At 68.0% G+C, this 23,664-nt stretch carries 21 protein-coding genes; 14 read left to right on the top strand and 7 right to left on the bottom strand.

From position 1 onward, the window contains the following. Positions 1-2 precede the first annotated feature (2 nt). The 10 genes from CAL29_RS01345 to CAL29_RS01300 all read left to right on the top strand — a co-directional run bounded on the left by CAL29_RS01345 (position 3) and on the right by CAL29_RS01300 (position 11,460). Positions 3-1,256, top strand: coding sequence for an oxidoreductase (locus CAL29_RS01345; RefSeq protein ID WP_094851212.1), 1,254 nt, complete (start codon positions 3-5; stop codon positions 1,254-1,256). Positions 1,257-1,298: 42 nt separating this feature from the next. Further along, the gene (locus tag CAL29_RS01340) at positions 1,299-2,384 is read left to right on the top strand and encodes an ABC transporter ATP-binding protein (RefSeq protein ID WP_094851211.1); all 1,086 of its coding nucleotides are present in this window, start codon (positions 1,299-1,301) and stop codon (positions 2,382-2,384) included. Beyond that, the gene (locus tag CAL29_RS01335; RefSeq protein WP_256977115.1) at positions 2,381-3,310 is read left to right on the top strand and encodes an ABC transporter permease; all 930 of its coding nucleotides are present in this window, start codon (positions 2,381-2,383) and stop codon (positions 3,308-3,310) included. The genes CAL29_RS01340 and CAL29_RS01335 overlap by 4 nt, the downstream gene beginning before the upstream one ends. Before the next feature lie 13 nt (positions 3,311-3,323). Further along, positions 3,324-4,151: an ABC transporter permease gene (locus CAL29_RS01330; protein WP_094851210.1), complete on the top strand. Its 828-nt coding sequence runs from the start codon at positions 3,324-3,326 to the stop codon at positions 4,149-4,151. Between the two features lie 54 nt (positions 4,152-4,205). Beyond that, entirely contained in the window at positions 4,206-5,525 is a 1,320-nt protein-coding gene (locus CAL29_RS01325) for an NAD(P)/FAD-dependent oxidoreductase (RefSeq protein ID WP_094851209.1), read from the top strand. Between the two features lie 32 nt (positions 5,526-5,557). Then, positions 5,558-6,760: an NADH:flavin oxidoreductase/NADH oxidase gene (locus CAL29_RS01320; protein ID WP_256977113.1), complete on the top strand. Its 1,203-nt coding sequence runs from the start codon at positions 5,558-5,560 to the stop codon at positions 6,758-6,760. A 247-nt stretch (positions 6,761-7,007) separates the two neighbouring features. Continuing rightward, positions 7,008-8,093, top strand: coding sequence for an Ldh family oxidoreductase (locus CAL29_RS01315; RefSeq protein WP_094851208.1), 1,086 nt, complete (start codon positions 7,008-7,010; stop codon positions 8,091-8,093). 141 nt (positions 8,094-8,234) lie between these two features. Beyond that, entirely contained in the window at positions 8,235-9,353 is a 1,119-nt protein-coding gene (locus CAL29_RS01310) for an amidohydrolase family protein (RefSeq protein WP_094851207.1), read from the top strand. 73 nt (positions 9,354-9,426) lie between these two features. Further along, on the top strand, positions 9,427-10,413 hold the full coding sequence (locus CAL29_RS01305) for a Bug family tripartite tricarboxylate transporter substrate binding protein (protein WP_256977111.1): 987 nt from the start codon (positions 9,427-9,429) through the stop codon (positions 10,411-10,413). 231 nt (positions 10,414-10,644) lie between these two features. Then, complete coding sequence (locus tag CAL29_RS01300; protein ID WP_094851206.1) at positions 10,645-11,460, top strand: transporter substrate-binding domain-containing protein; 816 nt, start codon at positions 10,645-10,647, stop codon at positions 11,458-11,460. A 32-nt stretch (positions 11,461-11,492) separates the two neighbouring features. Here the strand turns inward: CAL29_RS01300 and CAL29_RS01295 are convergent, their stop codons facing one another. Then, entirely contained in the window at positions 11,493-12,011 is a 519-nt protein-coding gene (locus CAL29_RS01295) for a hypothetical protein (protein WP_143277581.1), read from the bottom strand. Positions 12,012-12,225: 214 nt separating this feature from the next. Between CAL29_RS01295 and CAL29_RS01290 the strand changes: the two genes are divergently transcribed. Further along, a complete protein-coding gene (locus CAL29_RS01290) occupies positions 12,226-13,182 on the top strand; it encodes a LysR substrate-binding domain-containing protein (protein ID WP_094851204.1) in 957 nt (318 codons plus the stop codon). Between the two features lie 47 nt (positions 13,183-13,229). On the opposite strand, the gene CAL29_RS01285 is transcribed toward CAL29_RS01290, so the two are convergent. From CAL29_RS01285 to CAL29_RS01275, 3 genes are all read right to left on the bottom strand, one after another. Beyond that, positions 13,230-14,618 (bottom strand): MFS transporter, encoded by a 1,389-nt coding sequence (locus CAL29_RS01285; protein ID WP_179283865.1) that lies wholly within the window; start codon positions 14,616-14,618, stop codon positions 13,230-13,232. A 97-nt stretch (positions 14,619-14,715) separates the two neighbouring features. Further along, the gene (locus tag CAL29_RS01280) at positions 14,716-16,389 is read right to left on the bottom strand and encodes a hydantoinase B/oxoprolinase family protein (protein ID WP_094851202.1); all 1,674 of its coding nucleotides are present in this window, start codon (positions 16,387-16,389) and stop codon (positions 14,716-14,718) included. After that, a complete protein-coding gene (locus CAL29_RS01275; RefSeq protein WP_094851201.1) occupies positions 16,389-18,500 on the bottom strand; it encodes a hydantoinase/oxoprolinase family protein in 2,112 nt (703 codons plus the stop codon). Before CAL29_RS01275 ends, CAL29_RS01280 begins: the two co-directional genes overlap by 1 nt. 223 nt (positions 18,501-18,723) lie before the next feature. On the opposite strand from CAL29_RS01275, the gene CAL29_RS01270 reads away from it, so the two are divergent. After that, the gene (locus CAL29_RS01270; protein WP_094851200.1) at positions 18,724-19,503 is read left to right on the top strand and encodes a hypothetical protein; all 780 of its coding nucleotides are present in this window, start codon (positions 18,724-18,726) and stop codon (positions 19,501-19,503) included. 6 nt (positions 19,504-19,509) lie between these two features. On the opposite strand, the gene CAL29_RS01265 is transcribed toward CAL29_RS01270, so the two are convergent. Next, positions 19,510-20,223 (bottom strand): hypothetical protein, encoded by a 714-nt coding sequence (locus tag CAL29_RS01265; RefSeq protein WP_094851199.1) that lies wholly within the window; start codon positions 20,221-20,223, stop codon positions 19,510-19,512. After that, complete coding sequence (locus CAL29_RS01260) at positions 20,220-21,572, bottom strand: deoxyguanosinetriphosphate triphosphohydrolase (protein WP_179283864.1); 1,353 nt, start codon at positions 21,570-21,572, stop codon at positions 20,220-20,222. Before CAL29_RS01260 ends, CAL29_RS01265 begins: the two co-directional genes overlap by 4 nt. Before the next feature lie 168 nt (positions 21,573-21,740). On the opposite strand from CAL29_RS01260, the gene CAL29_RS01255 reads away from it, so the two are divergent. Further along, positions 21,741-22,022, top strand: coding sequence for a peptidylprolyl isomerase (locus CAL29_RS01255; RefSeq protein ID WP_094851197.1), 282 nt, complete (start codon positions 21,741-21,743; stop codon positions 22,020-22,022). A gap of 100 nt (positions 22,023-22,122) precedes the next feature. Here the strand turns inward: CAL29_RS01255 and CAL29_RS01250 are convergent, their stop codons facing one another. Beyond that, positions 22,123-22,494, bottom strand: a complete 372-nt coding sequence (locus CAL29_RS01250) for a hypothetical protein (protein WP_143277580.1) — start codon at positions 22,492-22,494, stop codon at positions 22,123-22,125. A gap of 275 nt (positions 22,495-22,769) precedes the next feature. Between CAL29_RS01250 and CAL29_RS31920 the strand changes: the two genes are divergently transcribed. After that, complete coding sequence (locus CAL29_RS31920) at positions 22,770-23,657, top strand: LexA family transcriptional regulator (RefSeq protein WP_256977110.1); 888 nt, start codon at positions 22,770-22,772, stop codon at positions 23,655-23,657. Positions 23,658-23,664 lie beyond the last annotated feature (7 nt).

Raw genomic sequence — 23,664 nt, 5'->3', positions numbered from 1 at the left:
CGATGAACAAGCCATCCGCCAATGCGCAGGACAATGCGCAGGACAAGGGGCAGGAGCAAGGCCGCAACCAGACCCTGCTGTTCAGTCCCTTCACGCTGCGCGACGTCACCTTTCCCAACCGCATCGTCATCGCGCCCATGCAGATGTACAAGGCGACGGCCGAGGGCATGGCCACCGACTGGCACTTCCAGCACCTGGCGAAGTATGCCGTGGGCGGCGCCGGCACGGTGATGACCGAAGGGCTCATCGTCGACCCGATAGGCCGCAACACCTACGGCGACCTCGGCATCTGGTCGGACGCGCACATCCCGGGCCAGAAGCGGCTGGTGGACTTCCTGCATGGCGAAGGGGTCCTGGCGGCGGCGCAACTGCATCATGCCGGCCCGAAGTCCGCGCGACAGCGTCCCTGGGAGGGCCTGGGCCCGCTGGGCGAGGCCGAAGCGGCGCGCGGCGAGGCGCCATGGCAGCCGGTCAGCTCGTGCGAGGGCCGGACCTTGAGCCACTGGCATCGGCCGCGGGCGCTCGGCGTCGACGAGATCGCCACCCTGGTGCGGGCCTACGGCGCGGGCGCCCGGCGCGCGGAGGCGGCCGGCTTCGACCTCATCGACATCCATGCCGCCCACGGCTACCTGCTGCATTCCTTCCTGTCGCCGGTGGCCAATCTGCGCGACGACGGCTACGGCGGCGACCGGGCGGGACGCATGCGCATCGTCCTCGAAATCGCCGAGGAACTGCGCCGCAACTGGCCCGCCGGCAAGCCCATCTTCTTCCGCCTGTCCTGCGTCGACTGGCGCAAGGACCTCGATACGCGGACCGACGGCTGGACGATAGAGGACAGCATCGTCCTGACGCGCGAACTGCATGCCCGCGGCGTGGACCTGATCGATTGTTCCTCCGGCGGCATCCGCGCGGAGAACTCGATGATGGACTACGCCAAGCGGCGCCACAAGCTGCCGCGCGGCTACCAGGTGCCCCACGCCGAAGCCATACGATCGGCGACCGGGGTGCCCACGATGGCGGTGGGGACCATACTCGACGGTCCGCAGGCCGAGGGGATCCTGCGCAAGGGCCAGGCCGACCTCGTCGCCATCGGCCGCGAAGCGCTGGTCGACCCGCATTGGGCCTTGCATGCCGCCCAGGCGCTGGGCGCGGACCCGGGCTGGGCCCTGTGGCCGCCTTCCTATGGCTGGTGGCTGGAGATGCGCGAGCGCATCGGCATCGAAGCCCCCGACGGCGCCGCGCGGGCGCGGAAATAAGCCGTCCCGGCGCCCGTCCATCCCAACTCCCGGAGGCCTGACATGCGGCAATCCCTTCCTTTGCGGCTCGACCAGATCAGCAAGAGCTACGGCGGCCTGCAGGCACTGCACCCCTTGTCGCTGGAAGTCCGGCCGGGCGAGATGCTGGCCCTGCTGGGTCCGTCGGGCTGCGGCAAGACCACCACGCTGCGCATCATCGCCGGCTTCGGCATGCCCGACACCGGCAGCGTCTATATCGGCGAGCGCGACGTCACCGAACTGCCGCCCCACAAGCGGGGCCTGGGAATGGTGTTCCAGAACTACAGCCTGTTCCCCCACATGACCGTGGCGGAGAACGTGGCATTCGGCCTGAAGATGCACAAGCGGCCCGCCGCGGACATCGAGAAGCGGGTGATGGAGATGCTGCGCATGGTGCGGCTCGAGCATCTTGCCGAGCGCGGCACCCACCAGTTGTCCGGCGGACAGCAACAGCGCGTGGCCCTGGCGCGCTCGCTGGTGACGGACCCCGCCATCCTGCTGCTCGACGAGCCGCTGGGCGCGCTGGACAAGAACCTGCGCGAAAGCATGCAGTTCGAGCTGCGCGAGATCCAGAAGAACCTGGGCATCACCGCCATCATCGTGACCCACGACCAGGAAGAAGCGTTGACGATGAGCGATCGCATCGCCGTCATGTCGACCGGCCGCGTCGTCCAGGTGGGAACGCCCATCGAGGTCTACGAGCGTCCGCAAAGCGGTTTCGTGTCCGAGTTCCTGGGCACGGCCAACATCCTGCCGGGCGTGGTCGTGGGCCAGCCCGCGAACGGGCTGGTGCCGGTGCGCCTGGACGGATCGCAGGCCGTGGTCGGCGTCGCGCCTCCCGCCAGCCTGCGCGAAGGGGAGCGAATCCGCATCGCGCTGCGTCCGGAACGGATGAGCCTGGACACCATGGGCGGCGGCATCCCCGCGCGGGTGCGCGCCTCCGTCTTCCGCGGCAGCTACTACGTCTATGAACTGAACGTGGATGGCGCGGACAAGCCGGTCTACGTGTATGAGGACGAACCGATAGACCATCCCCTGGACGGGATCGTCGGCATCCATTTCAAGCCGCAATACTCCATCGTTCTCCCCGCCGCGGAGAACCGCCTATGACCGTCAGCGCGCAATCCGGCAAAACCATGGCGACTTCCCTGCCCTCCTCCCACGGCCCACAGGCCGCGGCGGGCGCCGTCCGCGCGCGCCGCGCGTCGCTGGTCGGCCAGCTCGGACCGGCCTGGGCCCTGCCGGCGGTGCTGTTCCTGCTCGGCTTCTTCGTGCTGCCCCTGGCGGGCAACGTGGCGCGCGGATTCACGTCGCCGGACGGCGCCTTCACCCTGGCCTACTATGCGAAGCTGTTCACCGACGCCTACTACTCCGGCATCGTGGTCGAGACCTTCGTGGTCTCGATCATCAGCACCGTCGCCTGCCTGATCGTCGGCTATCCGGTCGCCTATTTCATAGTGCGCCATGCCGGGCGCTGGAATCCGCTCATCGTGTTCTGCCTGATCGGGCCCCTGCTGACGTCCATCATCATGCGCACCTTCGGCTGGACCGTGCTGTTCGCGCGCAAGGGCCTGTTCAACAACTGGTTCATGCAACTGGGGCTGATAGACAAGCCGCTGCGCATCATCGACAGCGAGCTCATGGTGTACGTCGGCCTGGTCCACGTGCTCGTGCCCTTCATGGTCCTTTCCATCGCCGCGGTGCTCAAGGGCGTCGACCGGCGCCTGGAGGAATCCGCGCAGATCCTCGGCGCCACGCCGCTGCAGGCATTCTTCCGCATCACGCTGCCCTTGAGCATGGACGGCATCGCCACCGGCTGCATCCTGGTCTTCGTGCTGACCAACGGCAGCTTCCTGACCATGCTGCTGCTCGGCGGCGGCAAGGTCAACACGCTGTCCCTGCTGATCTACCAGCAGTTCACGCTGACGCAGGACATGTCCTTCGCGTCGGCCATGGGCAATGTCCTGCTGTTCTGCTCGGTCATTGCCCTGGTTCTCCAGTTGCGCTACGTCCGGCGCAGGACGGTATCCGCCTAGGAGGCAAGACGACATGAACGATGCGGTCCTCCCCCCGCGCCGGCGCCCACGCCGCAACCGCGCCGCCCTGGCGCTGGGCATCTACACCCTCTGCTTCATGATCTTCCTGCTGTTGCCGATGATCGTGGTGGTCGTGGTGTCCTTCTCCAACGCCAGCTACATCGCCTTTCCCATACACGCGCTCAGCCTTCGCTGGTATCGGGTGGCATTCGAATACGGTCCCTTCATGCAGTCGCTGAAAGTCAGCCTGCAGATCGCCCTGGGCTCGGCGCTGCTGGGCGCCATCCTCGGCGTGCCCGCCGCGCTGTGGGCGGCGCGCTCCCATTCGCCCCTGGCCGGCGCGGTCTCGTCCTTCCTGCTGGCGCCGATCTCCGTCGCGGCCATCGTCCTGGGGTTCTCGCTGCTGTACATGCTGTCGGCGATGTCGCTGGGCGTCTCCTTCCTGTCGCTGATGATCACCCACACGGTGGTCGCCATTCCCTACATCGCCCGCACGGTGCTGGCGGTCTACCGGAGCGTGCCGCACGACATCGAGGAAGCCGCCGCCGTGCTCGGCGCGTCGCGCTGGAATACCTTCCGCTTCGTCACGCTGCCGGCCATCAGGCCCGGGATCTTCGCGGGCGGCATGTTCGCCGTGTTGATCTCGATGGACAACCTGCCGCTGTCCTTCTTCTTCGGCAGCGCCTCCACCAACACCCTGCCGGTGGTCATGCTGAGCTATATGCAGAACCAGTTCGATCCCTCCATCGCCGCCATTTCGACCATCCAGATGCTGATCGCCGTGGCCGCGCTGCTCGTCATCAACAAGCTGTACGGCATCGAGAAACTGACCGCGGCCTGAGCCGCAAGCCGCACGCCGCCGCTGAACACCCCCTGCCATCGTCCTGGAGACGCCGTGAACGACGACCCGCCCGAACTCGCGACCAAGAGCACGCCTTATTGGTGGGAGGCCGCCCCGCTGAGCGCATTGCCGCAGGCCGCGCCGCCCGCTTCCGTGGACGTGCTGGTGGTGGGCGCGGGGTACGCCGGCCTGGCCGCGGCCCTGGTCCTGGCGCGCGCCGGCCGCTCCGTGCTGGTGCTGGACCGCCAGCATCCGGGGGAAGGCGCATCCACGCGCAACGGCGGCATCACCAGCGGCAATATCCGTCCGCCCCTCGCCGAACTGGAACGCAAATTCGGCCGCGAGCGCGCGCAGGGCATCGTCGCCGAGGGCAAGGCGGCGCGCGAGGACCTGCGCCGCTTCATCGAAACCGAGGGCATCGACTGCGACTACGCGCTGGTCGGCCGCTTTTCCGGCGCCATGACGGCGGCCGAGTACGAGGCCGGCGCGCGCGAGGCCGACCGCCTCGCGCGCACCCTGGACATCGAGTCCTACGCCGTCCCGCCGGCGGAGCAGCACAAATACATAGGCACGGATTTCTATCGCGGCGGCAACGTGCGCATGGACATCGGCGGCCTGCATCCCGGCAAGTTCCACGCCGGCCTGCTGAAGGCGGCCCTGGCCGCCGGCGCCCTGGTGCGGGACCGCAGCGCGGTATTGGGCATCGCGCGGCGCGACGGCGCCTTCGACGTGCGCAGCGACGCCGGCACGATCCGCGCCGGCCAGGTCCTCGTTTGCACCAATGGCTACACGAACGGCTTCGATCCCTGGCTGCGGCGGCGCGTGGTGCCGGTGCGCAGCCGCATCGTCGCCACGGAGCCGCTGGCGCCCGAAGTCATGGACACGCTCATGCCCAGCCGCATGATGATGAGCGACGGCCGCGAACTCAGCTATTACTACCGCCCTTCGCCCGACGGCAGCCGCATCCTTTTCGGCGGCCGCGACGGCACGATCTCCGGCGACCCGTCCTGGCCGACCGCGCATTTGCGCACGGAGCTGGCGCGCATCTTTCCCGGCCTGCGCGAGGTGCGCCTGTCGCATAGCTGGTTCGGCTACGTCGCCATGCACCGCGACATGATCCCGCGCATCTTCACCCGCGACGGCGTGCTCTATGCCACCGGCTTCTGCGGGTCGGGCGTGGTATGGGCGCGCTGGCTGGGCAGCAAGGCCGCCGCGCAGTTGCTCGGCGACCGGGAAGCCGGCCGGACCGCCTTCGATTTCCGGCCGCCCAGGTCGATCCCGTTCTTCAACGGCACGCCCTGGTTCATGCCGGCCGTCTACGCCGCGCTGGAATTCAAGGACCGGCGCCTGATGAAAGGACGCGGCCCGGCTTGAGACCGCGCCCCCCCCATGGATTACGGAGCCCGATGATGATCATCCCCGCCGTCGACACCAATCGCGATAGGAAGGAAACCCGGCTGTTCAGCCCCTACACCTTGCGCGGCGTCACGTTTCCCAACCGGGCCGTGCTGGCCCCCATGCAGATGTACAAGGCGGCACAGGACGGCATCGCGACCGACTGGCATTTCCAGCACCTGGCGCGCTTCGCGGTGGGCGGCTTCGGCACCGTCATGACCGAGGCCCTGATGGTGGACCCGCGCGGACGCAACACCTACGGCGACCTGGGGCTCTGGACCGACGACCAGATACCGGGCCTGCGCCGCATCGCCACCTTCATGAAATCCATGGGCGTGCTGCCGGCCGCGCAGCTTCATCATGCCGGCCCGAAGTCCTCGCGCCAGCGGCCCTGGGAAGGCCTCGGCCCATTGGGCGAAACGGAGGCCTGCCGCGGCGAACCGCCCTGGCAACCGGTCAGCGCCACCGGCAGCAGCACGGTGCAAGGCTGGAACGTGCCGCACAAGCTGAGCGTGGAGGAGATCGGCGAGATCGTCGAAGCCTACGGCCGCGCCGCCGCGCGCGCCGCCGAGGCCGGTTTCGAGGTCCTGGACATCCACTCCGCCCACGGTTACCTGCTGCACTCCTTCCTTTCTCCCGTGAACAACGACCGGGACGACGCGTACGGCGGCGACATCCATGGCCGCATGCGCTTTCCCCTGGAAGTCGCGGCGGCGGTGCGCAAGAACTGGCCGGCATCCAAGCCCTTGTTCTTCCGCATTTCCTGCGTCGATTGGCGCCCGGACATCGAACCCGGCCTCGACGGCTGGACCCTGGAAGACAGCTATGTCTATGCCGGCGCGCTGCGCAAGCTGGGCGTGGATCTCATCGATTGTTCCTCGGGCGGCATCCGCGCCGAGAATTCGGGCATGAATTTCGTGCACAAGCGCCAGTCCATCCGCAAGGGCCACCAGGTCAAGTATGCCGACGCCATCCGCCATCGGGTCGGCATGCCGACCATGGCCGTGGGCGCCATCCTGGACGGCGCCCAGGCGGAAGCCATACTGGCGGAGGATCGCGCCGACCTGGTCGCCGTCGGCCGCCAGGCGCTGGTCGACCCGCATTGGGCCTTGCACGCATCGCAAGAGCTGGATGCCGATCCCAAATGGCAGATGTGGCCGCCCTCCTACGGCTGGTGGCTGTGCAATCGCGCGAAGATCGGCGTGGTGGAATGACGCGGCCGTAGCCGCGCCGGCGCGCGGGGCGGTTGCCGCGAACCCGCCTGGTCGCGGGCGCCGCCCAGCCAGATCAAAATGCTATGGCTCCGCGTGGAAAACGGTATTAGTTCTCCGCGCGCCGCCTTCCTATACTGCCTGGGCACCGGACGATCCGTGTCCGGAAGGGGATCGCGGGCGCCGCCGCGGGCCGCCATGACGCGCGGCGCAAGGGCGCGCGCCCCGCCGCCGCGAACCACACAAAAAGATGACCACGTCCAACGCAAACCGCTCGCACGTCGACCGCCAGGCGTCCATTCCCGTCGCCGACCTCCAGCGTTTCATTTCCGGTGTCCTGGCCGCCGTCGGCATGCCCGCCGAGGACGCCGCGACCGTCGGCGGCATCATGGCGCAGGCCGATGCCCGCGGCGCCGATGCCCATGGCGTGTTCCGCCTGCCGGCCTACGTGAAGCGCATACGCGCCGGCGGCATCAATCTGCATCCCGACATGCGCATCGTCGAGGAACGCGCCGCCACCGCCCTGCTCGACGGCGACAATGCGATGGGCCACCTGGTCATGAAGCGCGCCGCCGATCTCGCCATCGAGAAGGCGCGCCATTCGGGCATAGGCTGGGTCGGCACCCGCCACAGCAACCATGCCGGGCCGGCCGGCCTGTACGCCCGCATGCCGCTGGCGCACGGAATGATCGGCATCTACATGGCCGTCGGCAGCGCCAACCACATGCCGCCCTGGGGCGGCATCGACATGCTGCTGTCGACCAATCCCATCGCCATCGCCGTGCCGGCGGCCAGCCGGCCGCCCATCGTGCTGGACATGGCCACGACCACCGCCGCCTATGGCAAGGTCAAGGCCCTGGCGCAGCGCGGCGAGTCCATGCCGGAAGGCTGGATGGTGGGCCGCGACGGCAAGCCGCTGCGGGACCCCAAGCGCTCGGACGAAGGCTTCCTGCTGCCCATCGGCGGGCCCAAGGGCTATGGCCTGGCCCTGATGTTCGGCGTCCTGGCCGGCACGCTGAACGGCGCCGCCTTCGGCCGGGACGTGGTGGACTTCAACAAGGATTTCAAGAGCGTGACCAATACGGGCCAGGCCGTGGCCGCCATCGACGTCTCCGCCTTCATGCCGCTGGCGCGGTTCGAGGACTGCATCGACGACATCTGGGCCCAGATGAAATCCTCGGCGCCGCTGCCCGGCGCGCAGGAGATACGCCTGCCGGGAGAGCAGTCCGCCATGACGTATGACGAGCGCATCGCCCACGGCGTGCCGCTGCACCCCGAACTGATCGCGACGCTGGACGAGCTGGCGCGCAGCGTCGGCGCCGCGCCGCTCCCGTAGTCCCGGCGCGGCCGCCCAAGGCGCCGCGCCCTTGCATCCATACCGAAGACGACGTAGCAGCAGAGGGCCCGTACCCCCACGAGACGCATCCCCGCGACGCCGGCGCACAGACCGGCGGCGGATCGAAAAAAGGAGACAGCGATGGTGACGCGCAGAGGATTTCTGGCCGGAACCGCGAGCGCCGGCATCATGTTCTGCGGTTGCGGACTGCGCAACGCGGCGCGCGCGGCCGGGCCGGGACCGGCGAAGCCGGCCAAGGCACCGCCCGCCCTGAGGATCAACGGCAAGCGGGTGAAGGTCATCGACACCCACGCGCATTGCTACTTTCACGACGCGATCGCCCTGATGGGCGACGATGCGAAGAAGGTGCTGCCGCCGGTGCGGGGCGTACAGGAGCACTTCATCCCCGCCGACGACAAGGCGGCCGTCGCGGGCCGCCTGGCGGCGATGGACGCGATGGGCGTGGACCTGGAGGTCCTGTCCATCAATCCGTTCTGGTACGGCAAGGACAGGGACACGGCGGACGCCATCTGCAAGATCCACAACGAGCGCTTCGCCGCGCTGATCCACGCCTATCCCGAACGCTTCGCGGCCTTCGCCTCGCTGGCATTGCAGTTTCCGGACCTGGCGGTCCAGCAATTGGAACATGCCGTGAAGGACCTGGGCCTGCGCGGCGCGGCCATCGGCGGCAGCGTGGGCGGCGTCTCCTTCTCCGATCCGCGCTTCCATCCGGTATGGGCCAAGGCGCAGGAACTGGACGCGACGCTTTTCATCCATCCGCAAAGCACCCCGGAACTGGCCAAGCGCTTCCAGGGCAACGGCTGGCTGTCCAACGTGATCGGCAATCCGCTGGACACCACGATCGCGCTGGAACACCTGATCTTCGAGGGCACGCTGGACAAGTTTCCGCGCTTGAAGATCCTCGCCGCGCACGGCGGCGGCTACCTGGGATCGTACGCCGCGCGCTCGGACCGGTCCTGCTACGTGTCGCCGTCGAACTGCGACCCCGGCATCGTCCTCAAGCACAAGCCGTCGGAGTACATCCGCCGGATCCACGTGGACGCCATGGTGTTCACGCCCGAAGCCTTGAACTTCCTGATCTCGCAAGTGGGAATCGGCCAGGTCGTGGTGGGCACCGACCATCCCATTCCCTGGGAACAACATCCGGTCGATCAGGTGCTGGCGACGCCCATGTCGAACGCCCATCGCGCCGCGATCCTCAACGGCAACGCCGGAAAACTACTCAACATCAAGATCTAGCGCCGCGTCCCGACAATTCGATCCGGCTTCCGGGACCCGGCACGAGGGGAGACAGAACATGAGGAGATCCACCATGAAGAACACCTTGGCGAACACCCTGCGCAAGGCATTGCTCGCGGCCTGCGCGCTGGCCGGCGCCTATGCGGCCGCGGCGCAAGCGGCCTATCCCGACCACGCCATCACCATGATCGTGCCGCTGGCGGCCGGCAGCGCGGTGGACAATGCCGCGCGGCTCGTCGCCCAGGAAATGGCCAAGGACCTGGGCGTGGCGGTCGTCGTCGAGAACCAGCCGGGCGCCGCGGGCATCATCGGCGCCGACCGCGTTTCCAAGGCGGCGCCGGACGGCTACACCCTGGGCGGCTACAACGACAGCATCCTGACCATGGTGCCCAACATGCAGTCCAACATGCCCTGGGACCCCGTGCGCGACTTCACGCCCATCTCGCTGGCGACCACTTTCGAATGGGGGCTGGTGACGACCCCCAGCCTGCATTACAAGAGCGCCGCGGATTTCATCGCGGCGGCCAGGGCGGCCCCGGGCAAGCTGCACTACGGCTCCGGCGGGATAGGCAGCCCCCAGCACATCGCCATGGCCCTGTTCGCCGCGCGCAACGGCCTGAACGTCGTGCACGTGCCCTACAAGGGCGCGTCGCAGGCCGCGGTGGGCGTGGCGGCGGGCGAGGTCCAGGCGGCCTTCGAGGCGCTGCCCACCGTCAAGAGCCTGGTCGACGGCAAGAAGCTGGACCTGATCGGCGTGTGCTCGGCCAAGGAACTGGCGCAGTTGCCCGGCGTGAAGACCCTGTCGGAATCCGGCTCGGTGTCCTTCACCTTCGAATCCTGGTTCGTCGTCGTCGCGCCCAGGAATACCCCCGCGGCCATCGTCGACCGCCTGAACGCCTCCATCAAGAAGGCCCTGGCCAACCCCGACGTGCAACAAAAGCTGGCCGCCCAGGGGGCGGTGCCGCGCGGTTCGTCGCCCCAGGAACTGGGCGACCTCACCAGGTCGCAACTCCAGGTCTACAAGAAACTGATCGACGACAACCATCTCAAGGTGGATTGATCCCGCCTCTCCCGCGCGTTTCCCCGCCGGCGTGGATACAACTAGTATCCACGCCGTTATTTTTGGACAGCTTGGCGTCAGCAATTTGTTTCAGGACAACAGTATCATCCCGCCCGGCGCGCCCCCCGCGCCGGCGCCGGCATCCCTCGCAAGCCTTCATGCGGCCATGCCGGGCAGCCCCGCGCCACCGACGCATCGACGAATGCTCGCCCAACGCCGTTAGGAGAAATTATGTTTAAAAGAAATACCCTGGCCGCCATTGCCCTGTCGCTGACCGCGCTGCTGCAAGGCTGCGCCCACACCAACCCGGAAGACGCCGCCAAACAAAGCCTGGTCGCCACCCAGCACGTGCTGGCGCCGACCGGTTCCCTGCGCGTCGCGATGTACCAGGGCAGCCCGACGTCCTATGTGGCCGGCAAGGACGGCGACGATCCGCGCGGCGTGGGCTACGACGTCGGCCAGGCCTTCGCGCAGAAACTGGGCGTGCCCTTCGAACCCAAGGTCTTCCCAAGCAACGCCGAGGCCCTCCAGGCCGTGGCCAACGGCGACGCCGACTTCACCTTCACCAATGCGACCGAGGAACGCGCGCAGACCATGGACTTCTCGCCCACGGTGCTGGACGTGGAGAAGAGCGCGCTGGTGGTGAAGAACTCGCGGCTGAAGAAACTGGACGACCTGAAGCGCCGCGGCCTGCGCATCGGCGTCAGCAAGGGCAGTTCGACGAGCGAGGAGCTGAAGCCGCTCTATCCCAAGGCCAGGCTGGTGCCGGTGCCGACGCTGGCCCAGGCGGTGGAAATGCTGCGCAAGCGCAGGATCGACGCCTTCGCGACCAACGACGCCATCCTGTACGAACTGAGCGACAAGCTGCCGGGTTCGCGCGTGCTGCCCGATCATTGGGGCATGGAGCACTTCGCGATCGGCGTGCCCAAGGGACGCGAAGCCGGCCAGGATTTCGTGAAGGACTTCGTGCAGGCATCGGTGGCCAACGGCACGGTGCAGAAGGCCGTGGAACGCGCCAATCTGCGCGGAACGGTCTCGCCGCAGTAACGGAAAGGAAGCGAGGACGCGGCCAGGCCGGCTCAGGACGCCCGGCCCCGCCGCGGCGCCCGCCCCTCGCGGAACGGGGATTGGAGGACGGCGCGCAGCGCGTGGCGCCTGAGGTGCGTGTCCATGCCGCCGTCCGGTTGCCGGGTGGCCGGCAGCGGATGAAGCTCGCACCAGATGTCCAGGGCGGCCAGCAGCATGGCGCGCTGGACCGGGCGGGCGTCGGCGGCGCGCATTTCCAGCGTGGCGAGCACGCGGCGGAATTCCTCCATGCTGAAATCCCACAACGCCTCCCGGGCGTCCGTTCGCAGTTGACAGGGCGGATGCCGGTCCCCGACGCACGCCCGATACCGGGACCAGGTCTTCGACACCGATGCCGGGCGCCTGGCCACGGCGTCCAGCAGGCATGCGACCAGCGATTTCCTGCCGCCGCCCGGGACGTCCTTGGCGCCCGGGACGTCCTTGAATATTGCCGGCGCAAGATGGACGGCGGCGTCGGCGCCGGAGCCGGCCGGCCCGCGCTTCACCCCGCCGAAAGAACCGATAGCACGCAAGGGACTAGCCTCCGAAAGTTCCAGGACCGCGCAATGTACCGGGCTCGCCGGCCTTTGCCTGTGCGCCTGGACGAACGAATATCCCGCCGCCCCGCCGATAATCGCGGCGATTGTTCCGCCGCGGCGCGGGACATTTTCCGACTATGATCGGAATCCGTAATCCGCGACTCCCGTCCCAGTCCCGCTCCACGCGGGACGAGGTTCAGCCACGACCATGCGTTACCGCCTGCCTCCCCTGAACACCCTGCGTATTTTCGAAGCGGTGATGCGCCACGGCTCGATACGCCAGGCCGCGGGGGAGCTTTGCCTGACGCCGCAGGCGGTGAGCCTGCAGCTCAAGCAACTGGAATCTCATCTCGACCAGCAGTTGTTCCAGCGCAGCGCGCGCAGCCTGACGCCCACCGACGCCGCCCAGCAGTTCTACAAGCACGTGCGCGACGGGCTGGACCGTTTCGCCGAGGGCGTGGACGCCATCCAGCCGGCGACCGCCAAGCAGCAGCTCTATCTCTACGTCAGCCCGTATTTCGCCACCGAATTCCTGGTGCCCCGCCTGGGACGCTTCACGTCGTCGGTGCCGGACATCGACGTGCGCATGGCCATCGGCGTGGAGCTGGACGAGTTCAACAACAAGGGGCTGGAGGCCGCCATCCACTGGAGCTACGGCGCGCCGCCCGATTTCGTCGAAACGCCGTTGATCGACGACCTGAAAGTGCTGGTGGCGACGCCGGGGCTGCTGGAACGGCTGCCGGTCGAACAACCCGAGGACCTGCTCAAGCACTCGGTGGTCGTGCCGCTGGTGGCCAATTCGCTGTGGGAAGACACGCTCAAGCTGCTGGGCGTGACGCAACGCCCTTCCCAACCCATCATGATGCTGCATACGCACGCCGCCATGATGGAGGCCGTGCTGGCGGGCCTGGGCGTGGGCTTGATTTCCTACGCGGACGCGGTGCGCGGCGTCGACGCCGGGCGCCTGGTCGCGCCCTTCGGCCTGGACCTGCTGAAGCAACTACCCGCCGGGCACATCCCGCGCTTCAGCCTGCTGGTGCGCCCGGACCGCCGGCACTCGCCCATCCTCATGCAGTTCACCCGCTGGCTGCTGGAGGAAGTCTGCACCGAAAGCGTGGTCGGCTACGCGTCGAAGTGCCGGCCGGACCAATACGCCGACGCCTGAAGGGAGGCGGGCCGGCGGCTGCGGCTCCAGCCAACCAGTCCAGCCAACTACTCCGGCCGCGGCTCGTCCCCCGGCATGGGCTGCCCGGTGTTGTCGCGGCTGTAGAACAGGGCCACGATGCCCAGCACCGCGCCGAACATCAGGTAATAGGCGGGCATCATCTTGTTGCCGGTCTGCTGGATCAGCCAGGCGTTGAGCATGGGCGCGGTGCCGGCGAACAGGGCCACCGCCACGTTGTAGCTGACGGCCATGCCGGTGAAGCGCACCTGCGTGGGAAAGAGCGCCGGAATGATCGAATAGATGCAGCCCAGCAGCGACGCCAGGCACAGGTTCAGGACCAGCAAGGCCGCGACCTTGACCGCGTAGTCGCCCGACACCAGCATATTGAAGCAGGGAATCGCCAGAACCAGCACCCCGAAGCTGCCCGCCAGCATCAGGCGCTTGCGGGTGACGCGGTCGGCCAGCGCGCCCATGACCGGGATCATGACGATGAGGAACAGTTGCGGTCCCAGCGACATCAGGAAGCCGGACTTCGCGTCTATCGTCAGCGTGCTGATCAGGTAGGTGGGAATGTAGGTGGTGACCGTGTACAGCGTAACGTTGGTCACGATGATGATGCCGCAGGAAACCAGCACCAGGCGCATGCACTTGGAGAACAGGTAATTCCAGCCCGCGTTGGCGTGGGATTTCTTGTTCTGGCTGACCGCCTCGAAAGCGGGCGATTCCTCCAGGCGCTTGCGGATGTACAGGCCGATGCCGCCCAGCGGCAGGGCCAGCAGGAAAGGCACGCGCCAGGCCCAGGCGAAGATCTGTTCCGGGGTGAAGAAGGTGGTGAGGACCGTGGTGATGGTGGCGCCGAACGCGAAGCCGCTGATGCAGCCGACCTCGATCCAGCTCGTGATCGCCGTGCGGCGCTTGTCGGAGCAGTATTCGGCCACGTAGATGGCCGCGCCGCTGCCCTCGCCGCCCGCCGAGATGCCTTGCAGCAGGCGCAGCAGCACCAGCAGCACGGGCGCGGCCATGCCTATGGTGTCGTGCGAGGGAATCAGGCCGATGGCGAAGGTCGCCACCGCCATCATCAGGATGGTGACGGTCAGCACCTGCTTGCGGCCCAGCCGGTCGCCGATGGGGCCGAAGATGATGCCGCCGAACGGCCGCGCGAAGAAGGCGATGGCGAAGGCCGCCAGCGAGGCGATGAGCTGCGTGCCGGGCGCGCTGGCCGGAAAGAAGACCTTGCCCAGCACGCTCGCCAGGTAGCCGTAGACCGAGAATTCGAACCACTCGACGAAACTGCCCACCACCGAGGCCAGGACGACGCGATTCAATTCTTCCTTGCCGACCTTGCGCGGCGCGGCGGCCTGGACGTCCGCGTCCGAGCCGCCGCGCGCGCCCTTGAACCGCAGCTCATTGGATGCCTGCGCTGCATTGATAGCCATCGTGTTCCCCTTATGCTCGGGCACTCCCCGTGCCCGGACCTTGGACGCAATACGAAGCGGGCCGGCCGGCCCGCTTCCCGGCATGCCGGTTTACCGTTTACTCGAAGGCGTGCGGATAGTCCCGCCGCGCCTGCGCTTCGCTGATGTAGCCGTCGCGGACGTCGCGCTGCACCAGCGCGGCCGGACGGGTGGCCGGCGCGCCGTAGCCGCCGCCACCCGGCAGGTCCAGCACCAGCCGGCGGCCTTCGGGGATCAGTTGCGTGCCCTTGGCCTGCATGACGGCGCCGTCGTCCATGCCGACCATGCCGGCCGCGCCGCTGCCGCCGCCTTCATGCCCGCGCGCCGGATAGGCGACGCGGTCGAACATGGCGTTCAGCGTGAAGTGATAGCCGTCGTGCGCGCCGATCTCGATGCGTTGGCCCAGGCCGCCGCGCCACTTGCCGGCGCCGCCCGAGTCGGGACGCAGTTCCTTGCGCCAGACGATGATGGGCCCGATGCTTTCCGTGACCTCGGAGGACATGGTGTGCACGCCGCTGGGAAAGGCCGTCGCGCTCAGGCCGTCGCTGGCCGGACGCGCGCCGGTGCCGCCCGTGTTGAAAATGAGCATTTCATGGCGCGACTGGCTGTTGTCGGGCCGCACGCCGGTAAAGCGCATCTGCAGGTTCCACAGGGCGCTGGCGCCTTCGGCCGGGATGAGGTCCGGGCGGTAGGACTGCAGCGCGCCCAGCACCACGTCGGGGATCAGGTGGCCGAGCACGTGGCGCACGGCCACCGGCGCGGGCCGCGGCGCGTTGAGGATGCATCCTTCCGGCGCGGTGATCTCGAAGGGCTTGAGCGAAGCCCAGTTGTTGGGAATGTCCGGCGCCAGCGCGCACTTCAAGGCATAGCAGGCATAGGCCTTGGTGTACGTCAGCGGCACGTTGATGCCGTAGCGGCTGGGCCCGGAGGTGCCGCTGAAGTCGGCGTACATGGCGCCGTCCCTGGCCTGCACGCTGACGCGCAGGTCGATCGGCTGCTCGTAGCCGTCCACGCGCATCTCGTACGCGTGGCTGCCGGCCGGCAAGGCCGCCAGGCGTTCGCGCGTGGCGCGTTCGCTGTGCTCGAAGATGAATTCCGCCAGCTCCTGCAGGTCGTCCAGGCCGAACTCGTCCATCATGGCTTCCAGGCGGCGGCGGCCGGTGTCGTTGCAGGCCACCAGCGAATGGAAGTCGCCGATCACCTGGTCGCGTTCGCGCACGTTGCTGCGCAGGATCTCGATCAGGTCCTCGTTCACTTCGCCGCCCTTGTGGAATTTCATCAGGGGCACGCAGATGCCTTCTTCGTAGACTTCGCCGGCGTCCGGCCCGAAGCCGCGGCCGCCGATGTCCACCACGTGCGCCGTCGACGCGAAAAAGCCGATCAGGCGCGGCGTCGCGCCGCGGAAAACCGGCGTGACCATGGTGATGTCGTGCAGGTGTCCGGTGCCCATCCAGGGGTCGTTGGTGACCAGCACGTCGCCGGGCGACAGCTTGCCGCTGAACCTGGCGACGAAGTGTCCCACCGACTCCGCCATGGAGTTGACGTGGCCCGGCGTGCCGGTGACGGCCTGGGCGATCATGCGGCCCTGCGCGTCGAAGACGCCGGCCGACAGGTCGCCCGCCTCGCGCACGCTGGTGCAGAAAGCCGTGCGCACCAGCGTGACGGCCTGCTCCTCGACGACCGCGATCAGCCGGTTCCACATGATTTGTTCGCGGACGCGGATGGCGGTTGCGCCCTTTTTGCTCACGTTCATTACGCAGCTTCCTTCTGTGCACGTTGAATCAGCAGGCAACCGTCCTCTTGCAGGATCAGGCTGTAGCCCGGGCTGACATACGACGAGGTTTCCTTTTCCGTGACGATCAGCGGACCGTCCAGGCGCAGGCCGACCGGCAGGCTGGCGCGGTCGTAGATGGCGCAGTCCAGGAAGTCGCCGGTCTTGGCGTCGAAGACCGGACGGCTGTCGATCGGCGGATAGTCCTTGCGCGAGGCGGCGGCCTCGCCCAGGCTGGCCTTGACGCGCTCGGGCGGCGGCACTTCGCTGCGCAGCGACAGCGACCAGCTCACCACCTCCACGTCCAGCCCGGCCACTTCATGGCCGAACAACTGGGTATAGGCCTGCACGAAGTTGGCGCGCAGCACCTCCAGCCCCGCCTGGTCGACCACCGCCATGGGCGCCGACACCGGGATTTCCCAGCCCTGGCCGGCATAGCGCATGTAGGCGCGCAGCTCGCGCAGCGTGGCGCCGGTGTGTCCGGTCTCATGCAGGAAGCTGGAGACCTCTTCGTTCATTTCCGCGATCATGCCGTTGACCACTTCGGCGTCGAAGCGGCTCAGGCGCATCACGGCGCTGCGCAGCGACTCGTAGCCGAAGGGCGCGCGCAGGAAGCCGATGGCCGAGCCCACGCCGGCGCCCGGCGGCACCAGCAGGCGGTCCATGCCCAGTTTTTCGCAGAGGCGGGCGGCATGCAGCGGGGCCGCGCCGCCGTAGGCGATCATGGCGTACTCGCTGAGGTCGCGGCCGCTTTCGACGGCATGCATGCGCGCGGCGTTGGACATGTTCTCGTCCACCATTTCGGCCACGGCGTAGGCGGCCTGCACGGTCTCGCCGTTCAGCGGCCGGGCCACGTGCGCGTCGATGGCCTTGCGCGAGGCGTCGGTATCCAGGGTGATGGAGCCGCCGGCGAAGCGCTTGGCGTCCAGCTTGGCCAGCACCAGGTCGGCGTCGGTGACGGTGGGCCGCTCGCCGCCGCGGCCATAGCAGGCCGGACCCGGCTCGGAGCCGGCGCTTTCCGGGCCGACGCGGACCTGCTTCAGGTCGTCGACGTGGGCGATGGAGCCGCCGCCGGCGCCGATTTCCACCATCTCGATCACCGGGATGGAGATGGGCATGCCGCTGCCCTTCTTGTAGCGATAGGTGCGGGCCACCTCGAAGGTGCGCGCGGTCTTGGGATTCAGGTCCTCGATCAGGCAGATCTTCGCGGTGGTGCCGCCCATGTCGAAGGACAGCACGCGGTCCAGCCCGTAGCGCGCGGCCACGTGGCTCGCGTAGATGGCGCCGCCCGCCGGGCCCGACTCCAGCAGGCGCACGGGAAACTCCGCCGCGCTGGCCAGCGACATCAGGCCGCCGCCGGAGTGGATCAGGTACAGCGGACACCGCATGCCCTCTTCCGCCAGCGCGCTGGCCAGGCGGTTCAGGTAGGAAGACATCAGCGGCTTGACGTAGGCGTTGGCGCAAACGGTGTTGAAGCGCTCGAACTCGCGGATCTGCGGCGAAACTTCGCTGGAGATCGAGACGGCCACGCCGGGCAGCGCGCGCAGCAGGTGCTCGCGCACCGTGCGCTCGTGCGCGCCGTTGCGGTAGCTGTGCATCAGGCCCACGGCCACGCTGGTGAAGCCGCCGGCGCGGATCTCGTCGATGATGCGGTCCAGGCCGTCGAGGTCCAGCGGCACCAGCTCGCGCCCGCTGGCGTCCAGGCGGCCCTTCAGCGCGAAGCGGTCGCGGCGCGGGATCAGCGGCGCGGGCAACTGGATGGCCAGGTCGTACTGCTCGAAGCGGCCTTCATTGCGCATCTCGATGACGTCGCGGAAGCCGTCGCTGGTGATGAAGGCGGTCCTGGCGCCGCGGCGCTCGATCAGCGCGTTGGTCGCCAGCGTGGTGCCGTGCACGATCGACCGGATGAGGGACGGGGAAATGCCGGCTTCCTGGGCAGCCAGCTTCAAGCCCTGGACGATGGCCCGCTCGGGCTTTTCGTAGTCCGTGAGCACCTTGGCGGTGGACAACCGCCCTTCGTATTCCAACGCGACGTCGGTGAACGTGCCACCGATGTCTACGCCCGCCCTGCATGCTGCCTGCGTGTTTGCCATGTTGTGCCGTGTTTCGAAGACGTGGAGCGGCGGCTTGCCCAGGGGAACCGGTCCGCTGGACGGGGACGTGATGCGCCGCCGTATGAAATCATCATCGGCCTGCGGGCGCCGCCTTGGCAAACAAGTAATTACTGCTGCAAGGACAAGTCTGGCTGTGCCAGCAAATACCCTTATAGGGTTAACCCAAGCGGCCGGACCCGGACGCGGGGTAAAGTACGGCCCCATGGCCCTCTTCGCTCCCACCTTCGCCCGCCAGCGGCTGGCGCCCAAGCTGATCCTGATCTGGCTGCTGGGCGCCTGCGCGGTGGCGCTCGCCTTCGGCGTGCTGCTGAACACGTGGGACGGCCGTCCGCTGAGCGGCCTGCTGGACAGCCTCCTCGCCCCCAAGCCCGACGACGATCGGGGCCCGCAGATCCTCACGATATTCCTGAGCCTGGGCGGCCTGCTGGGTGCGGGGCGGGTCTGGTGGCGATCCTGGCGCCGCCGCCTGCGGGGCCGGCCCGGGGCGAGCGCCGCGGACCGGGAGGCGGCGCTGCGCGACTTCATTTACCCGATCGCGCTGTGGCAAGGGCTGGTGGGGTACTTCGCGTTCTGGATCGCGATCGGGCTGCTGGCGACCGTCGCCATGACGATCACCGGTTCATGGCGGGACGCCGCCAACCTGCCGCAGACGCTGCTCGTCGTCCTGTTCATGGGCGCGATGGGCGCGCCGCTCAATGCCTTGAACTTCCTTTTCGTCATCCCGCAGGTCATCTGGTGCTGGCAGCGCACGGCCTACCGCGCCTACCTGCGCAACCGCGCGGCCGGCGTAACTGGTGCGGCCGGCGTGGTTGGCGATGGCGGCATGCCCGGCCATGCCGCCCAGGTTGCCCAAGGCGCCCCCGAAGCCGAAACGCCCGCCTTGCCCGGCCTGCTGCCCCCGCGCGGCGTGCTCGCGGCCTGGGTCCTCGGACTGCTCCTGCTGGCGGTCCTGGACCGATACGTGGCGTACCGCGGCGGCTAGAAGACCTCAGCCGCCGGGCAGGGCGGGGATCCCGATGACGGGCCTGTCCCGGCGCACCAGTCCCTCCGGCACCTGCACCGGACGGCAAAGCGGATCCGTCTTCGGCGACATCTCGAACGGCATCCGCCGGTCTTTCCGATCGTCGTAATAGAAGCCCAGGAGATGCCAGGCGACGGCCTCGCGGCACTCGCGGTCGTCCTTCTCGTTGTCGGGATAGAGCCGGTAGCTCGTGCGCTTGCCCCAGAAGGCGTTGCCTTCCTGCAGGTCGCGGGTCTCGTTGTTCCGGCGGTCGTAGTCGGGGTGGCGGGCAGGCCGCACGTAATAGGAGTTCCAGAACGGCGCGTAGCCGAACAGGCCGTCGAAGGCCTGGACCCGGCGGCCGTCGTTGAAGGTCTGGTCGATCATGGGCGTGCCGTCGCGATTCGTCGCGGGGTGCCGCAACTCGCCCTGGAACGGGAGCGGGAAGAACGCCAGCACGGCGAGGCTGGCCAGGATGGCGTAGCGCGTCAGGCGGGTCCGGCGCCTGGCGTCGATCTGCAAGGTCAGCCAGAAGGGCAGGATGAGCAGCGCGGCCAGCAACAGCAGCTTGCCCAGTTCGGCGGGCTCGATGCCGATGCCGGGAAAATGGAGCGTGTCGTTCCCTCGGGCGGCGCCGAAGAAGCACAGCGCCACGAAGAACATCAGGAACGAGAAGATGAGGCCGACGACGATGCGCTTCATGGCAGCGAGATCCCCCGGATGCGTTGATAGAACTCGACCGCGTAGGTGTCGGTCATGCCGGAGACGAAATCGGTCACGCACAGGGCGCGTTCGTAGGGCGACAGCGCCGCGAACTCTCGGTGCGCGCCCGGCATCAGGTGCAACAGCGTGCGGGTGCGCACGCTCTGGCCCTGCTCGCCGCGCGCCGCGTTGTCCTCCACCGCGCCGAGAAAGGCCGACAGCAGCCCGCTGATGACCTCGAACCCGCAGGCCTCGATTTCCAGCACGGCCTGGTGGCGGTAGACGCGTTCGCGCGCGACCTCCTTGAAGCGCTTGAATTCGGCGGCCCGGGGAATGCCGACCATCAGCTCGCGATCGAAGCTGCCGTCCAGCATGCCGGGCAGGCAGGCCTCGAACCGGTCGACGACGTCGTCGATCAGCTTGCCTATGGTCTTGGCGCGGTAGAACTCCGCCTTTTGCGCGTCCGTGCCCATGGCCTGCGCGCGGCCGTCGATATGCGCGTCGCGCCAGGGCTGGTGCAGGGCCAGCAATTGTTCATGGCTCACCACGCCGGCCTTGTAGCCGTCCTCGATGTCCATGACGTGGTAGCAGATGTCGTCGGCCGCCTCGACCAGGAAGGCCAGCGGATGCCGATGCCAGGCCGCGACGGGACCGGGCCGGCGCGGCAGGTCCGTCATCGCCGCCACTTCCTCGAACAGGTCCGCCTCGGATTGCATGTAGCCGAACTTGTGGCGGCTCACGGCCTCGCCCGCCGGGTCGGCCGCCGTCGACGCGCCGGGGTATTTGGCGAAGGTCGCCAGCATGGCCGCCGTCAGGTGCATGCCGCCGCGCTGCTGCGGATACTGCAGGCGGGTGAGGATGCGGAAGCCCTGGGCATTGCCCTCGAAGGCCTCCAGGTCGGCCCGTTCGGCCGCGCTCATCCCGCTGCAGGAGAGGAATTCGCGTCCTTCGGGCGCGCGGCTGAACCATTCCTGGATCGCCGATTCGCCCGCGTGGCCGAACGGCGGGTTGCCGATGTCGTGCGCCAGGCAGGCGCTGGCGACGATCATGCCGACCTCGTCCGGCCGCACCACGGCGGCCGCGTCCGGGCAGACGCGCCGGATGCGCTCGGCCGCGCGCATGCCCAGCGAACGGCCCACCGACGCCACTTCCAGGCTGTGGGTCAGCCGCGTGCGCACGTAGTCGCTCTTGGCCAGGGGAAAGACCTGCGTCTTGTCCTGCATGCGGCGAAAGGCCGACGAGAACACGATGCGGTCGTTGTCGCGCGTGAATTCGCTGCGCGGATCCTGCGGCTCGGGCGCGGCCCGCTTGCCCAGCCGCTGCGGCGTCAATAAACGCTCCCACTGCATGACTACCCTCCGACGCCGCAACGATGTGCGCATTGATAAGGCACCTATTATTAATTACTGAACATAGGGACGGGGCAAATTCTCGCCTTTGGGCGCAGAGACAGTGCAGCGGCGCGGCGTGGGGGCCTTTTTTGTTACTCTCACCCTTCCATCTTGAAGGAGAACACCATGCCTTTCGCCTCCGCCCGCCACATCCTGGTCTCGACCGAGGAAAAAGCCAAGGAACTGAAGACCGCCATCGAAAACGGCGCCGATTTCGCTCAACTGGCGAAAGAACACTCTAGCTGCCCGTCCAAGCGCGACGGCGGCAACCTCGGCACGTTCGGCCGCGGCCAGATGGTCCCGGAATTCGACCAGGTGGTGTTCAGCGCCCCGGTCAACCAGGTGCAGGGTCCCGTCAAGACCCAGTTCGGTTATCACCTGGTGGAAGTGACCAGCCGCCAGGACTGACCCCGCCACGCCGGCCGCGTGGATCGTCCCCATGCGATCCACATGGCCGCGGCCGCGATCCCGGCCGCGAACCGGCGCCGCCGACCGGCCGGCGCCCGGCTCAGGGAGGCGCGGCATGCGTGCCGGCCGCCCCATCCGCCACTTCCGCAGCCTCCCACGCGTCCGTTGCCGCCGGCATGGATGCATGATCCCGCCCCAGGATCTCCCGGTAAGCGGCGATGAGCATCGCATTCTTGTGATCCAGCTCCGCCCGCAGCTTGCGGTTCTCTTCGAACAGGGAAACGGTGAGATCGCCCAGCGCCTTGGTCGAGCGCGTGCTCTCCGAGGTGTCCACGGCGTCGATCCGGTCGCTGCGCCACATGCGCCGGGCGAGCAGGAAGAAACCCGAGGCCAGCGCCCCCATTGCTCCACTGCCGAAGACCCATTTGATCCAAGCGGCGATTTGTACGCTGTCGTTGAGTGAACCATCCATCACCAGCCCCTTCTACCCATCCGGTCCTTATCCGTTGTTTTCGCCTGCCCTTCCGGCAGGGTTTGTTTGCCTTCCATCACGCAGCCCAGGGAGACGGCGATCTCCGTGTCCTGGCCTCCCGCGTCCGCCGTTCACCACGCCGGCAATGCCGTCGGCAACGCCCATGGGTCTTCGCCGGCAAGGAAAAAATGCTATTACCTTAACGGTCATAAAACAAGTTAAAAATTACCCATCCGGGTATTTACCTTTTCGGTAATTTGAGGTCAAATCGCGCCATGCGATCCGCCAAAGAAATCCGCCGCCTGAACTTCATCGACGTCGTGGCCCGCCTGTGCGGCGGCAGCCAGACGAGAGCCGCCGACGCGCTCGGCTATTCCACGCCTTCGCTGGTCAGCCGCTATGCCTCGGGCGCCAAGGACATCGGCGACGGCACGGCGCGCAAGGTGGAGCAGGCCTTCGGGCTGGGCCTGTACTGGCTGGATACGGACCACGCCGGCCCGCGTTCGGACGGAACGACGCCGCAGCGACTCCCCGCAACGCCGTCGGCCATGCGCGCGGCGCTCACCTCGTCGCCGTCCCCATCCCCGTCCATGCACATAGCGCCCACGTCCGCGCCGCCCAGGCAGGCGATTCCCGCGCCCTCCCCGGCCGCGCCCGCCGATGCCGCCGTCCGGCAGGCCGCGCTCACCGCCGATGTGTCCGCCGACGGAACCGCCAGCGTCGAACCGGCCGCCCCGGTCTACGATCTGGCTCGAACGCGGCCGATGCAGGGCCAGGTGCCCCTGATCTCCTGGGTCCAGGCCGGCGCGCTGACCGAGGTCATCGACAACTACGCCCCTGGCGACGCCGACATCTGGCATGCCTGCCCGCGCCGCCATGGTCCGCACACCTTCGCGCTACGCGTGCGCGGCGTCAGCATGGAGCCCAAGTTCCAGGACGGCGACATCATCTTCGTCGATCCCGACGTCGCCGCCGAACATGGCCGCAACGTCGTGGTGCGCTTCGAGGACTCCAAGGAAGCCACGTTCAAGCAACTGGTCGTCGAGGGCGAGCACAAGTACCTGCGCGCGCTGAATCCGGACTGGCCCGGCCCCCGCCTGATCGAAATCGACGCGTCGGCCACCATCTGCGGCGTGGTGATCGGCAAGTTCGTGGAATTCTGATCGCCCG

Origin of the sequence: Bordetella genomosp. 10 (assembly GCF_002261225.1) — a bacterium.
In the GTDB taxonomy this organism is placed as follows: domain Bacteria; phylum Pseudomonadota; class Gammaproteobacteria; order Burkholderiales; family Burkholderiaceae_B; genus Bordetella_C.
Note: the sequence above shows the minus strand (reverse complement) of the source record. Positions and strands in the feature narration are given on the sequence as shown.

What these genes read in the sequence shown, in the direction of transcription:
- CAL29_RS01345 (WP_094851212.1), top strand. Translation starts at nt 3, where the DNA reads ATGAACAAGCCATCCGCCAATGCGCAGGACAATGCGCAGGACAAGGGG.
- CAL29_RS01340 (WP_094851211.1), top strand. Translation starts at nt 1,299, where the DNA reads ATGCGGCAATCCCTTCCTTTGCGGCTCGACCAGATCAGCAAGAGCTAC.
- CAL29_RS01335 (WP_256977115.1), top strand. Translation starts at nt 2,381, where the DNA reads ATGACCGTCAGCGCGCAATCCGGCAAAACCATGGCGACTTCCCTGCCC.
- CAL29_RS01330 (WP_094851210.1), top strand. Translation starts at nt 3,324, where the DNA reads ATGAACGATGCGGTCCTCCCCCCGCGCCGGCGCCCACGCCGCAACCGC.
- CAL29_RS01320 (WP_256977113.1), top strand. Translation starts at nt 5,558, where the DNA reads ATGATGATCATCCCCGCCGTCGACACCAATCGCGATAGGAAGGAAACC.
- CAL29_RS01315 (WP_094851208.1), top strand. Translation starts at nt 7,008, where the DNA reads ATGACCACGTCCAACGCAAACCGCTCGCACGTCGACCGCCAGGCGTCC.
- CAL29_RS01310 (WP_094851207.1), top strand. Translation starts at nt 8,235, where the DNA reads ATGGTGACGCGCAGAGGATTTCTGGCCGGAACCGCGAGCGCCGGCATC.
- CAL29_RS01305 (WP_256977111.1), top strand. Translation starts at nt 9,427, where the DNA reads ATGAAGAACACCTTGGCGAACACCCTGCGCAAGGCATTGCTCGCGGCC.
- CAL29_RS01300 (WP_094851206.1), top strand. Translation starts at nt 10,645, where the DNA reads ATGTTTAAAAGAAATACCCTGGCCGCCATTGCCCTGTCGCTGACCGCG.
- CAL29_RS01290 (WP_094851204.1), top strand. Translation starts at nt 12,226, where the DNA reads ATGCGTTACCGCCTGCCTCCCCTGAACACCCTGCGTATTTTCGAAGCG.
- CAL29_RS01285 (WP_179283865.1), bottom strand. Translation starts at nt 14,618, where the DNA reads ATGGCTATCAATGCAGCGCAGGCATCCAATGAGCTGCGGTTCAAGGGC.
- CAL29_RS01280 (WP_094851202.1), bottom strand. Translation starts at nt 16,389, where the DNA reads ATGAACGTGAGCAAAAAGGGCGCAACCGCCATCCGCGTCCGCGAACAA.
- CAL29_RS01275 (WP_094851201.1), bottom strand. Translation starts at nt 18,500, where the DNA reads ATGGCAAACACGCAGGCAGCATGCAGGGCGGGCGTAGACATCGGTGGC.
- CAL29_RS01270 (WP_094851200.1), top strand. Translation starts at nt 18,724, where the DNA reads ATGGCCCTCTTCGCTCCCACCTTCGCCCGCCAGCGGCTGGCGCCCAAG.
- CAL29_RS01265 (WP_094851199.1), bottom strand. Translation starts at nt 20,223, where the DNA reads ATGAAGCGCATCGTCGTCGGCCTCATCTTCTCGTTCCTGATGTTCTTC.
- CAL29_RS01260 (WP_179283864.1), bottom strand. Translation starts at nt 21,572, where the DNA reads ATGCAGTGGGAGCGTTTATTGACGCCGCAGCGGCTGGGCAAGCGGGCC.
- CAL29_RS01255 (WP_094851197.1), top strand. Translation starts at nt 21,741, where the DNA reads ATGCCTTTCGCCTCCGCCCGCCACATCCTGGTCTCGACCGAGGAAAAA.
- CAL29_RS01250 (WP_143277580.1), bottom strand. Translation starts at nt 22,494, where the DNA reads ATGGATGGTTCACTCAACGACAGCGTACAAATCGCCGCTTGGATCAAA.
- CAL29_RS31920 (WP_256977110.1), top strand. Translation starts at nt 22,770, where the DNA reads ATGCGATCCGCCAAAGAAATCCGCCGCCTGAACTTCATCGACGTCGTG.